Annotated in this window: 4 protein-coding genes; all 4 read left to right on the top strand. The window is 56.4% G+C overall.

The window, feature by feature from the left end:
* Window positions 1-3,299, top strand: a 3,299-nt coding sequence (locus D0T11_RS20570) for a non-ribosomal peptide synthetase (RefSeq protein WP_119657694.1), incomplete at its 5' end; no start/stop codon positions are given.
* A 177-nt stretch (window positions 3,300-3,476) separates the two neighbouring features.
* On the top strand, window positions 3,477-4,793 hold the full coding sequence (locus tag D0T11_RS20565; protein WP_119657693.1) for an aminotransferase-like domain-containing protein: 1,317 nt from the start codon (window positions 3,477-3,479) through the stop codon (window positions 4,791-4,793).
* Window positions 4,794-4,804: 11 nt separating this feature from the next.
* Window positions 4,805-5,938 carry a 4-hydroxyphenylpyruvate dioxygenase family protein gene (locus D0T11_RS20560; RefSeq protein ID WP_119657692.1) on the top strand — a complete coding sequence of 378 codons (1,134 nt, stop codon included), beginning with the start codon at window positions 4,805-4,807 and terminating at the stop codon, window positions 5,936-5,938.
* 11 nt (window positions 5,939-5,949) lie between these two features.
* Window positions 5,950-13,985 (top strand): non-ribosomal peptide synthetase (locus D0T11_RS20550; RefSeq protein WP_147374763.1); only part of this gene is annotated, 8,036 nt, incomplete at its 3' end.

Genomic DNA, 13,985 nt, shown 5'->3' with positions numbered 1-13,985 from the left:
TCAGCTACGACGCGGGCCGCTTCTCGGCGGTCACCATGCAGGCGTTGGTGGCGGCCTGGGCCGGGGAGCTGGCGGCCTTGCTCGACGAGCTGGCCGGCGAGCAGCCCGCCCAGCTCACCCCCGTCGACCTTACCTTCAAAGGTCTGAGCGTGGAGGACGTCTGGAGGCTGGGTGAGAATTTCTCCTTGGAGGATGTGTGCCCGCTGAGCCCTTTGCAACAGGGCCTCTATTACCATTGGCTGAACTCGCCCGCAGCCTATTTCGAGCAGACGGCCTACCAGTTGCAGGGAGCGCTGGATATTGAAGCGTTGCGTAAAAGCTACGATAAACTGGTAGCCCGGCACGCTATGCTACGCACCTGCTTCACCCAGGCTTTCGAGCCCGAGGTGCTGCAGATTGTACAGAAGCAAGTGCCTTCCAGCATCCGGTATGTTGATGTATCCGATAAACCTGACTTCTCATTAACGGCCTTTAAGGAAGCCGACCGGCAGGCCGGGTTCGACCTGCACAAAGGCTCCCAGATGCGCCTGACGGTGCTGGCCCTGGGCCAGCAGACCCACGAGTTTATCTGGAGCCACCACCACATTCTCATGGACGGCTGGTGCACTGGTGTACTCATTAAGGAGTTCTTCCAGATTTATCAGGGTTTCATCCAGAACGAGGAGCCGCAGTTGAGTACAGTTCATCCGTATTCCAACTACCTCAAGTGGCTGCTGGCCCGCGACACGGATGCCTCGCAGCAGTACTGGCAGCAGTACCTGGCGGGCTACGATACCACTAGCTCCCTGCCGAAGCTGTTGGCTGATACCACCAGGAAGTTTGAGCTTCGCAACGCAGATTTCTCCCTGAGCCAAGCGGTGAGCCAGTCGGTAAAATCCTTGTGCGAAGAGCTGCGCATCACAGAGAATACGTTTGTTCAAACTGTCTGGGCGCTGTTGCTGAGCCGTTATAACCAAACGGATGACGTGGTTTTCGGGGCCGTAGTATCCGGTCGGCCGGCTGAGATAGAAGGCATTGAAGAAACGATTGGCCTCTTCATCAATACCATTCCGGTGCGGGTGCAGGCCCCGGCGGCAGTGCCCGTGCGGGAGCTGTTGCAGGGCGTGCAGCAGCGTGCCATCGAAGGTACTGACCACCACTATACCCAACTGGCCGATATTCAGGTCAACAGTGATTCGGGGCGTGCGCTCTTCGACCACATCGTGGTGTTTGAGAACTACCCGGTAGCCGAAATGGTGCAGAGCAGCTTGGATTCGACCAGCAGCGACGTGTCGTTGCTGGTATCGGACAGCTTTGAGCAGAACAACTATGACTTCACACTGATTATCATTCCCGGCGAAGCAACCCGCTTCCAGTTCAAATACAACGGTCTGGTGTACGATGCGGCGCTCATGAGTCGTCTGCAAGGCCATTTTACCCGCATCATCGAGCAGGTAGCGGCCAACCCGGACCTCACCGTCGAGGCGCTGGACTACCTGAGTTCAGCAGAGAAAGAACAGCTGGTAGAGTCGTTCAACGCCACGGCCACGGCATATCCGGCCGATAAGACCATCCTTGAGCTATTCGATGAGCAGGTGGCGCAACACGCCGGGCAGCTCGCGCTGGTATACCTCGAGTCGGAATTTACCTATCAGCAGCTCGATGCGCGGGCCAATCAGCTGGCCTGGTACCTGCGCACCAAGTATGCCATAATGCCCAATGAGCTGGTCGCTGTCCGGCTGGAGCGGAGCGCCGACTGGCTGATATCCATTTTGGGCGTGCTCAAAGCCGGCGGGGCGTATCTGCCCCTCGACTCGGACTATCCCGAGGAGCGAATTGCCTATATGCTGGCCGACAGTAAGTGCCGGGTCATTATCGATGCGGCGGAACTGGAGGCTTTCCATAAGCAGGCCGATTCATGCTCTCAAGAGCGCTTGCCCATGGTGAACCAGGCCCGGGATCTGGCCTACGTGATGTACACCTCCGGCTCGACGGGCCGGCCCAAGGGCGTTATGATTGAGCATCGCAGCGTGGTCCGGTTGGTGCGCAATACCAGCTACGTACCAATGCAGGCCGGCGACCGGCTCCTGCAAACCGGCTCGTTGTCGTTCGATGCTACTACCTTCGAGCTATGGGGAATGCTGCTCAATGGCGGCACTATTTACCTAGTACCGCAGCAGCAGCTACTCAATATTGCGCTATTGAAGCAGTATTTGATCGACAAGCAAATCACCACGGCTTGGTTTACCTCTTTCTGGTTCAACCAGCTGGTCGATCTGGATCAGGATACTTTCAGCCACCTGAAGTATATGCTGGTGGGCGGCGACAAGCTTTCCCCCCGGCACATCAAGGCGGTTAAGAACGCCTATCCGGCCCTGCAGATCATCAATGGCTACGGGCCTACCGAGAATACGACGTTCTCGCTCTGTCACCCCATCGGGGAGGTAACCGACCGGGCCATTCCCATCGGAAAGCCTATCGCCAACAGTACCGCGTATGTGCTTGATGCCCGCCAGCAGCTGGTGGGCGTGGGCATCGTGGGCGAAATCTGCCTGGGGGGCGCTGGCCTGGCTCGGGGCTACCTGCACCAGCCGGCGCTGACGGCCGAGAAATTCATTGCCCATCCATTTGCGGCCGGCGAGCGGCTGTACCGCACCGGCGATTTGGGCCGCTGGCTGGCCGATGGCACCCTCGAGTTTGTGGGCCGGGTCGATGCGCAGATCAAAATCCGGGGCTACCGGGTGGAGCTGGGCGAAATCGAGGCCGTGCTGCACACCCAACCGGATGTTGCCACTGCGGTTGTAGTGGTCAAGACCGATGCTGTGGGCGACAGTGTTTTGGTGGCTTACGTCGTCGGCAAACAGGCATTGCCGGTGGCGCAACTGCGAGCGTATATGAGTGAGCGGCTGCCGGCGTATATGGTGCCGGCCTATTTCGTGGAGCTGGAGGCCTTGCCCCTGAATGCGAATGGCAAACTAGACCGCAAAAAGCTGCCAGGCGTGGAGGAGCTCGATCTGCTCAACACGGCGGCCTACGTGGCCCCGCGCACCGATCTGGAAGTCAAGCTGGTAGGTATGTGGGAAGAAATACTGGGCAAGGAGAAGATTGGGGTCAGTGACAATTTCTTCGAGCTGGGCGGACACAGCCTCAAGGCCATAAGCCTGTTCAGCCAAGTTCACAAAGAATTCGAAATTCAACTCAGCTTTCCCGTCTTTTTCACTAATCCCACTGTCGAAGGCATCGCCGGCGAGATAGAGAAAACCTACTGGGCCAACAACGAGCTGTTCGAGGTTGAGGAAGTGGAGAGAATATCCATATAAGACAGGCAGAGCATACCCGGCCCATCAACGAGCATGAGCTGCCAGCTATACTGCCACCGGAGTCGGCTGCTATGGTAGTCGACTCCGGTGGGCCGTCGATCTTCGATCAGAGGCCTGCCACAAGTAGCGTCCAGCGCGGGTAGTTACCTGCCCTAAGCAAAAAAACAAACAGCCACCATGATTGTACCAACCCCTATCGATACGCTAATGCTGAATCCGTTATTGGATACGCTAGCGGAAGACGTCATGGGATTTCTGAACGAAATCCAACTCAATTATCCCCAGGCTCTTTCCCTGGCCTCTGGCCGACCGGACGAGAATTATTTCAATATTGAGGAGTTTCCTGACTATTTCGGTATCTATGTCGACTGGTTGGCCACTGCTAGTGGTCAAAACCCGGAAAAGGTACGCAAATCGCTCGGGCAATATAACCGGGCGAAGGGAATTATTAATGATTTAGTAGTAAGATATTTAGCCAAGGATGAGCAGATAAAAGTTGCTCCTGAAGACACCCTTATTACGGTGGGTACGCAGGAAGCTATGGTTATAACAATTACAACGCTATGCAATCGAGACAACGACGTTATCCTAATCGAGGATCCGGCCTACGTCGGTATAAGCCACCTTGCTATTATTGCCGGGTATCAGGTTGCGCCCGTTCCGGTCGGCGAGCAGGGTATTTCGCTGCCAAAGCTGGAGGAGAAAATCCTGGCCTGCCAGGCCCAGGGCAAAACCGTAAAGCTCGTGTACGTCATCCCGGATTATCAGAATCCGACCGGGAATGCCATGCCGATCGAAAACCGCCGCCGACTGCTACAATTGGCTGATACGTACGGCTTCCTGATTCTGGAAGACAATGCCTACGGCGAATTTGCTTACCAGGCAAATTCGCCCCTGACGCTCAAGGCTCTGGACGTCAACAAACGGGTGATTTATCTGCGCTCGTTGTCCAAAACGCTCTATCCATCGTTGCGGCTGGGCGTTTTGGTAGCTGATCAGCAGATAGAGCACGGTGGAAAGCTTACCGCTTTGAGTGACCTGCTGGCCAAAACCAAAGGCTATATAACGGTCAATACTCCCTCGATTACCCAGGCAGTTTTTGGTGGTATTCTTGTAAAAAACAACTTCTCTCTCAAGAAAATAAATGCGCCGAAAATAGCCGCTATTAAGGCCAAACGCGACCAGCTGCTGGCTTCGCTCAACGAGAACTTAACCGGCGAAAACAACGCCTGGGCCAGGGATATTAGTTGGAGTACTCCCCAGGGGGGATTCTTTCTTACCGTATCTGTGCCGTTTACGGTAGCGAAAGAGGAAGTAATTATCTGCGCCGAAAACCATGGGATGATCTTTACGCCCATGTCCTTTTTCTACCTTAGTAAAGGTGGCGGGCAGCAAATAAGGCTAGCCTTCAGTAATGTTTCTAAAGAGGAAATAAAAGATGCCGTACATCGATTAGCTTCCTATTTTAAAACCAAAATAAACTTAACCAAATAATTATTTGCGCCATGGAAAATCTAAGCCAGAACACCGTCATCGAATCCGATTTTCTGAAGATGGAGTACGATTATATCGAATACTATGTGGGAATGGCCAAGATGGTCGTGTATTGGCACGTAAAAGCCCTCGGGTTTAAGGCTGTGGCCTACTGCGGCCCTGAAACCGGCTACCCAGACCGGTGCTCCTACTACATCGTCAAGAACGATATCAAGCTCGTTATTACTTCCGCCTCGCAGCCCAGTTCCTACAAAATAGTGTCCTTCGTTGACCTGCACGGAAACGGTATTAAAAAAATATCGGTCAAGGTAAATAACGTGGCCGAATCTTTTCAGGCCGCGCTGAAGAACGGGGGCATCCCGTTGCAGCACCCCGCTATTCTCTCCGACGAGCACGGCTTTGTTGAGCAGGCTTCGCTCAAGGTTTTCGACGATAATGAGATTGTGCTCATCAACTACGACAACTACCAGGGTGATTTTATGCCAGGGTATCGAAATATAGAAGGCGATTGGGATATGAGCGGCGAAGATTCGGCACTCGAAAAAATTGACCACGTAGCCTGCGCCCTACGGCTAAATGAGATTGGGTTGTGGGAGAATTATTTCAACTCGATTTTTCAGTCCAAAACGGTCAAGCAGTTTGATGAACGGCAGAAGCCAGGTGAAAAAAAAATTGGTATACTGCTGAAGGTATTACAGTCGGATAACAAGCAGATGAACAATGTGCTGGTCGAACCCGATCATGGTATTAAGTCCCAGGTTCAGTTGTTTATTGATCAGAATTACGGGGCTGGTATTCAGCATATTGCTTTCTGTTCCAGTAATATTTTTAAGTCGGTGGAAGTGCTACGGGCTAATGGTGTGAAGTTTACCAAATATCCCGAAACGTATTACGATAATCTTGCCGCGAAATACCCGAATCTGGATGTAGCGCCATTGCGCAAGCACGGCGTGTTATGCGACGTGCTTGATGGGGCGCTGCTGTTCCAGATCTTCACGGCTCCTATCGGCGACCGAGCCACTTTCTTCTACGAGATTGTGCAGCGGGTAAATAATTATGAAGGTTTTGGCCTCGATAATATCACGGCCTTGTTTGAGGCTATGGAAATAGAGCTGACCGAGAAAGGTAGCTTGGTTAAAGCTTAATACTTATTATAATGGTATCTAACCTGTATAAGAAATTAAAGAGCCTTAAAGTAAACGTCGACCTCGTTGATGGAAGGCTTGATCTGCAAGCGCCCAAAGGCGTTCTGAATACCGAGCTGCTGGATGAAATCAGGGCTCATAAGAACGACCTGATTGACTTCATTTCTACTTATAAGGTCAAAAAAGACGGCTATAGCGCTATCGATACGGTGCCTGTGCAAAGCAGCTATTTGCTATCGTCGTCGCAGCGCCGGCTTTGGGTACTGAGTCAGTTTGAAGAGGCGAATGCAGCGTATAATATATCCGGGGTGTATACCTTCGAAGGTGAGCTGAACCAGACGGCGTTGGCGCTTTCGTTCAGCGACCTGATTGCCCGGCACGAGATTCTCCGAACCGTGTTCGGCCAGGATGAGGAAGGTGAGGTTAGGCAGTATATTCGGCCGGAAGGGGAAACGGGTTTTCACCTTGCTTTCCGGGATGTGCGTACCGCGTTTAGCGCAGCAGAAATCGAGGCCCTGGTAAATCAGGATTCGATCCGCGCATTTGATCTGACGCAGGGGCCTTTGCTGCGAGCCGGCTTATACCAGACGGAAGACCATAAGTGGATTTTCAGCTACGTAATGCACCACATCATCAGTGATGGGTGGTCAATGGAGATTCTGATAAAGGAGTTGCTGACGCTGTACAACACCTACATTAAAGCCGGCGACGCACTTTTGGTGCCGCTCCGGATTCAGTACAAGGACTATGCGGGCTGGCAGCAGAAGCAACTGAGTGGCGAGGCCCTGCAACAGCACCGGGCCTGGTGGCTAAACCAGTTTGATGGGGAGCTGCCCCAGCTGGAACTCGTGGCCGACCAGCCCCGGCCCGCCGTGCAAACGTATTCGGGGGGCATCGTGTCGCGGCAACTCAGCGCCACCGCCACCCAGGCACTAAAGGTTTTTTGCCAGCAGCAGGGCGGGTCTTTATTTATGGGCCTGCTGACCACGGTCAACGCCCTGCTGTACCGCTATACCGGCCAGGAAGACATCATCCTGGGCAGCCCCATTGCCGGCCGCGACCATGCCGATTTGCAGGATCAAATCGGGTTCTACGTCAATACTTTGGCCCTGCGCACCCGATTTAAGGGCGATTATAGCTTTCGGCAGCTGTTCGACACGGTGAAGCAGACAACGCTGGGCGCTTACGAGCACCAGGTATACCCCTTCGATGAGCTGGTAGACGCGCTGCAACTGGAGCGCAATACCAGCCGCAACCCCTTGTTCGACGTGATGGTATCGGTGCAAAACCAGCATGACGCGAAAAAGCAGGTGCAGAAGCTTGAGGGGCTCACCATCGGCAGCTACGAACGGTCGGAAGGCCTGATTAGCAAGTTTGACTTGTCCTTCTACTTCGCCGACATCGGTGAGGCCGTGCAGGTCGACATTGAATACAATGATGATATCTATACCAAAGAGACGGTAGAGCAATTGGTGCTCAACTTGCAGGGCTTACTGGAAGCCCTGGTTGCCCGGCCCGATCAGCCAATCAGCCAATTGGATTACTTGGGCCATCGGAAAGGGCAGCTGCTGGAAGAGTTCAACAACACGGCGGGAGCGTACCCGTCCCAGGCCACCATCACGTCCCTGTTCGAGGAGCAGGTAGCTCGCATGCCCGACCGGGTGGCCGTGGTCTTTGCCGAGCAGACGCTCACCTACCGGCAGCTCAACGAGCGGGCCAACCAGTTGGCGCATTACTTGCAGGCCACTTACGCGCCCCGGCCCGACGAGCTGATCGGCGTCCAGCTTGGGCGCAGCGAGTGGCTGCTCATCACCATCCTGGCCGTGCTCAAAACCGGGGCCGCCTACCTGCCCATCGACCCGGCCTACCCCGCCGAGCGCATCGCCTACCTGCTAGCCGACAGCCAGTGCCGCCTCGTGCTCGACGCCGCCGAACTGGACCGGAGCCGGCAGGCGGCTGAAGCGTATCCGACCACCAATCCCATCTCGGAGGCTACAGCCCGCAGCCTGGCCTACGTGATGTACACCTCCGGCTCGACGGGCCAGCCCAAGGGCGTGATGGTGGAGCACACCAGCGCCGTGCGCCTGGTCAAAGCCACCAACTACGTCGAGCGGCTGGACGAGCAGGTACTGCTGGCCGCCGGGGCCCTGTGCTTCGATGCCACCACGTTTGAGTACTGGAGCATGCTGCTCAACGGGGGCCGGCTGGTGCTCTGCGCCGAGGAGGTGCTGCTCAGTCCGGCGCTGCTGGGGGCCGAAATCCGGCGGCGGGGTGTCACGATGATGTTCTTCACCATCGGCTGGCTCAACCACCTTGTCGACACTGACATCGACATCTTCCGGGGGCTGACGACGATTCTGACCGGGGGCGAGAAGCTCTCCTCGGCCGCCATCCACGCCCTGCGCCAGCGCTACGCCGGGCTGCAGATCCAACACGTGTACGGGCCGACCGAGAACACGACCTTTTCCACGTTCTACCCTGTCAGCTCGGACTTGGTTCATCTGCCCATCGGCCAGTCCATCACCAACAGTACGGCCTACGTGCTCGATGCCCGGCAGCAGTTGTGCGGCATTGGCATTGTGGGCGAAATCTGCCTGGGGGGCGCTGGCCTGGCTCGGGGCTACCTCCACCAGCCGGCGCTGACGGCCGAGAAATTCATTGCCCATCCCTTTATCGCCGGTGAGCGGCTCTACCGCACCGGCGATTTGGGCCGCTGGCTGGCCGATGGTAACATCGAGTTTGTGGGCCGGGTGGATGCGCAGATCAAGATCCGGGGTTATCGCGTGGAGCTGGGCGAAATCGAGGCCGTGCTGCACCAGTACCCTGAGCTGGACGATGCCGTGGTGGTAGTTCACCTGGATGGGCAGGGCGAAAAGACACTGGTGGCGTACTTGGTCAGCGGGCAGGCGCTGTCGGTGGGCGCGTTGCGTACCTACCTGGGCGAGCGGCTGCCGGCCTACATGGTGCCCCATCACTACGTGCCGCTCGAAGCGCTGCCGCTGAACTCGAACGGTAAAATTGACCGCAAACAGCTGCCCGACCCGCAGGGGCTGGCCCTGGCGGGCACGGCGGCCTACGTGGCCCCGCGCACGGAGGTGGAAGCTAAGCTGGTGGCGCTGTGGGAAGAAATTCTGGGCAAGCAGAATATGGGCGTCAGCGCCAACTTCTTCGAGCTGGGCGGCCACAGCCTCAAGGCCATGCGTCTGCTCAGCCAGATTCATAAAGAATTCGAAATTAAGCTCACCATTAAGGATCTGTTCGTTAGCCCGGTGCTCGAAGAGCAGGCCCGCCTCATTCAGCAGGCCCAGAAAAATGCCTTCGCCAGCATAGAGCCCGCGCCAACTCAGCTTAGCTATCCGGTATCGTCGTCGCAACGCCGTCTGTGGGTACTGGGACAGTTCGAGGAAAGTAACGTCGCCTACAACATGTCCGGGGTGTACGTATTTGAGGGCGAGCTACAGCGCACGGCCTTTACCGCAGCACTCGATACGCTACTGGAGCGACACGAGAACCTGCGCACCGTATTCCGGCAGGATGAGCAGGGTGAAGTGCGGCAGTTTATTCTGCCGGCCCAGGAAAGCGGGTTCAGTGTCGGCTATCAGGATCTTCGCCACGAGCCAGCCCAGGCACAAACGCTGAAATACCAGATAAAAAGCCTCTTCACTAGTCCTTTCGACTTCGCTACGGCTCCGCTGCTACGGGCCAGCCTGTACCAAACGGCAGACAATACCTGGGTCTTCGGCTATGTGATGCACCACATCATCAGCGACGGCTGGTCGATGGGACTGCTGATTCAGGAGCTGCTGACCCTCTATAATGCCTACAGCCGCCAGGAAGCCAACCCGTTGGCTCCGTTGCGTATTCAGTTCAAGGATTATTCGGTATGGCTGCAAGAGCAGCTCAGCGGCGAAGCCCTGCAAAGCCACCACGCCTGGTGGCTCAACCAGTTTGAGGGCGAGCTGCCGGTGCTGGACCTGCTCACCGACAAGGTGCGGCCGGCCATCAAGACCTACAACGGCGGTATGTATTCCCGGGCCATCAGCCCGGCCACGGCCGCCGGTATGAAAGCGCTGAGCGAAGACTTGGGCGGTACTTTGTTTATGGGCGTGCTGGCCACGGTCAATGCGCTGCTCTACCGCTACACGAGCCAGCAGGATATCATCATTGGTACGCCCATTGCTGGCCGCGAGCACGCCGATTTGGAAGAGCAGATCGGGTTTTACGTCAATACCCTGGCCCTGCGCTTCCGCTTCGACGGCGACCAGAACTACCGCCACCTCTTCGAGCAGGTGAAACAGGTGGTGGTTGGCGCGTATGATCACCAGGTGTATCCGTTCGGTGATTTGGTTGAAGCCCTGAAATTGCAGCGCGACATGAGCCGCAATCCGCTCTTCGACGTGCAGGTAATTCTGAGTTACCCGGAGCACGAAGGCCAGCCGGAGCAGAGCCTGTCGGAGCTGCAAGTGGGGGCCTACGAGGAGGAGGAACTGTATACCAGCCGGTTCGACCTGGTCTTCAACTTCTCTGTCGTACCGGGCGACGGGCTGTTGGTGAGCATCCAATACAACACCGATCTATACCACGCCGACAGTATTGAGCGGCTGGCCGGGCACCTGGAAAGCCTGATGGCCGATGCGGTGCAGCACACACTGCGGCCCCTCAAAGAGCTGAACTATCTGGGGGCTGATGAGCAGCAAAAGCTGCTCCATACCTTCCAGGGGCCGGTCGTCGGGTATCCGCAGGATGCTACGGCGGTGGCCCTGTTTGAAAAGCAGGCGGCCGCAACACCGCAGCAGCCTGCCGTGCTGTTTGAAGGAATGGTGTTTTCCTACCAGGAACTCAACGAGAAGGCCAATCAGCTGGCTAATCACCTGCGTGAGCAATACCAACTCGGCAAAGACGACATGGTCGGACTGATGGTCGACCGGTCCGAAAAGATGATCATCGGCATTCTGGCCGTTCTGAAAGCCGGGGCCGCTTACGTGCCCATTGATCCGGAATATCCGCAGGCTCGCAAAGCGTTTATCATGCAGGATACGGCCCTCCAGGTGTTAATTACGCAGACGGACTACATGTTTGATCTGCCGTACTACAGCGGGGCGGTTTTTGCCATCGATATTGAGTTAGAGCTGCTGACGACCTCCGTGGAGTCGCTCGTGCCAGTGTCGCCCGAGGCCATGGCCTACGTCATCTATACCTCCGGCTCTACCGGCAACCCCAAGGGCGTCGGCATCCGGCACCGCAACCTGATGCACTCTTTGGCGGCCAGGCAGCACACCTATGGCGCAGTCCGGTCGTTCCTGCTGCTCTCCTCAGTGGCTTTCGACAGCTCCGTGGCCGGTATTTTCGGCACACTTTGCTCCGGCGGGCAGCTCTGCCTCACCTCGCACATCGACGTGGCCAACGTCGGTCATATTGCCCGCTATATCGAGCAATACCACGTGAGCCACCTGCTGACCGTACCATCCTATTACCAGCTGCTAATTGCCGAGCTGCAAGAAAACGAGAATTCGCTGGAGCAGATTATCGTGGCTGGCGAAACGTGCCCGGTGTCGTTGGTCGATTATCATTTCAGTACCGCTGCGCTGGCTAGGTGCAGCCTTTTCAACGAATATGGCCCAACCGAATGCACGGTATGGAGCAGCGTATTTGCCTACGAAAAAGGAGCACCCATCATTGATACCATTGGGCGGCCCATTGCCAATACCCAAGTGTATATTCTGGATGGCAGCGGCAAGTTGGTGCCCACCGGCGTGGCCGGAGAAATATGTGTGGGCGGTGCCGGCGTGGCCGATGGCTACCTGAATCAGCCCGAGCTGACGGCACAGAAGTTTACGACGAATCCCTTCCGACCGGGCGAATACCTTTACTGTACCGGCGACCGAGGTAAGTGGCTGCCCGAGGGCAACCTCGTGTTTATGGGCCGGCAGGACGACCAAGTGAAAGTGAGGGGCTACCGCATTGAGCTGGGCGAAATCGAAAGTGCACTGCTGGGGCATCCCGCCGTGGAGTTTGCCATCGTCGTGGCCCGACCTACCGAGCAGGGCAACAGCGAAATTGTGGCCTACTTGGTGAGCGGGCAGAGCCTGAACACCTCCGATATGCAGGGGTTCCTGCGCAACGTGTTGCCCCCGTATGCCGTGCCGGCCTATTACGTGCAACTCGCAGAGCTGCCGCTCACGCCCAACGGCAAGGTGGACAAGAAAAAGTTGCCCGATCCCAAAGGTGCCGGCATGGCTACCGGTGTGCCCTACGAAGCACCCCGCACCGAAACCGAGGCCAAGTTTGCCCTGATCTGGCAGCAGATCCTGGAAAAAGAACAGGTCGGCATTCACGACAAGTTCTTCGAGTTGGGCGGCGACTCCATTAAGATTCTGCGGATGCTTTCGGAGGTGAAGAGGGAACTAAACTTGCCTATTCCGGTGGCCGACGTGTATAAGTACACTACCATCGCCGAGCTGACTGGCCATGTATTACACAATATAGCCAGCCTCGACCAACGTAACCGTAGCGTGGAAGAGCTTCAGGCTACAGCAGTAGCCGCGCTGGCCGCGCTGAAAGCCCGGATTCTGGCCTCCGACCACGGGCTGGACGCCGAGAACATTGATGATATCTACCCGATGAGCGACATCGAGCGAGGTATGGTATACGCCTCGCTGGTCAACAAGCAGGTAAGCGTGTATCACGACCAGATGGTGCGCCAGCGCCATTTCTCGAGCTTCGATCTGGACAGGTTCCGCCGTGCCCTGCATTTGATGGTCGACAAGCACCCGATTCTGCGCACGGCCTTCGATGTGAGTCGCTTCGAGACCGAAGTTCAGATCGTCTTCAAACATATTCCGGTGGTCTGCGAATTTCAGGACCTCTCGCACCTGGCTCTCGCCGAGCAGGAGCAGGCTATCCGTACCTACTTGGACGCCGAGCTGGCCACTGTCTTCGACGTGGCCCAGGCCCCACTGTGGCGCATGGCGGCCTTTGCTCTCGGGGCCGACCAGATCGGCTTCGTATTTCAGTGCCACCACGCCATTATCGACGGCTGGAGTGACGCGCTCTTCATGACGGAGCTGAATAACCTGTATCTGCAGCTAGCGGAAAATCCGCTGACGATTCCCCAACCGCTACGCGCCAGCTACAAGGATTTTATCATTCAGCACGAGGTAGATAAGAAAGATCCGGTGATGCGCGGCTTCTGGGCTGATGAACTGGCGGGTGCTAAACGCATCGACCTCTTCACCAACGAGCCAGTTGACACGCACAGTACCCACACGCTGACGAGTGAGGAGCTGAAAAAGCTAGGGCACTTGGCCGGCAACCTCAGTACCTCGGTCAAGGCCATATCCTTGAGCGCCTATCTGTACCTGCTAAAAGTGCTGAGCCAGGAAAATGAAACTCTGGCGGGTATCGTGACTAATATGCGGCCCAACTGCGAGGACAGCGACAAAATACTGGGCTGCTTCCTCAACACCATTCCGCTTCGGGTAAGCATTGAAGATACCGAAACAGGGTCCGGGCTCATTACGCGGATACATCAGAAGTTGACGACACTGAAGGACTACGAGCGCCTGAGTCTGCTGGAAATAGCGCAGTTGAGCAATCAGTACGTAGGGGCCGAAAACCCCGTCTTTGATAGCTTCTTCAACTTCAGTGACTTTCATACCTTTAATTCGGTACAGGAGGAGCCGGAAACTAATCCCCGGGAAGCTCAACCCGCGACGGTAAATGTCAGCGGGGCCGGCCGCACCAATACCTACCTGGATCTGAGCGTGGATCAGACGGGGAATATGTACACCATGAGTGTCGTGCTTTCGCGGCAGCTGAAATCGGGCCTTTCCGCAGAAATGGTTGGAACGCTCTACATGCGGATTCTGAAGAATCTTATGGATTCTCCCAACCATGTTATCGGGACGTTGGAGTATTTGAGTGAGTCGGAGCGGGCTCAGCAGCTGGAAGTCTTCAACGCCACGGCCGCCCCCTACGACCAGACCCAGACGCTGGTGAGCCTGTTCGAGGCCCAAGTGCGGGAGCGCCCCGATCAAGTGGCCCTGCT

The organism is Hymenobacter rubripertinctus (assembly GCF_003583925.1).
In the GTDB taxonomy this organism is placed as follows: Bacteria; Bacteroidota; Bacteroidia; order Cytophagales; family Hymenobacteraceae; genus Hymenobacter; species Hymenobacter rubripertinctus.
Note: the sequence above shows the minus strand (reverse complement) of the source record. Positions and strands in the feature narration are given on the sequence as shown.

Excerpts from the sequence above, each read along its gene's own strand:
- D0T11_RS20565 (WP_119657693.1), top strand. The coding sequence starts at position 3,477 with ATGATTGTACCAACCCCTATCGATACGCTAATGCTGAATCCGTTATTG.
- D0T11_RS20560 (WP_119657692.1), top strand. The coding sequence starts at position 4,805 with ATGGAAAATCTAAGCCAGAACACCGTCATCGAATCCGATTTTCTGAAG.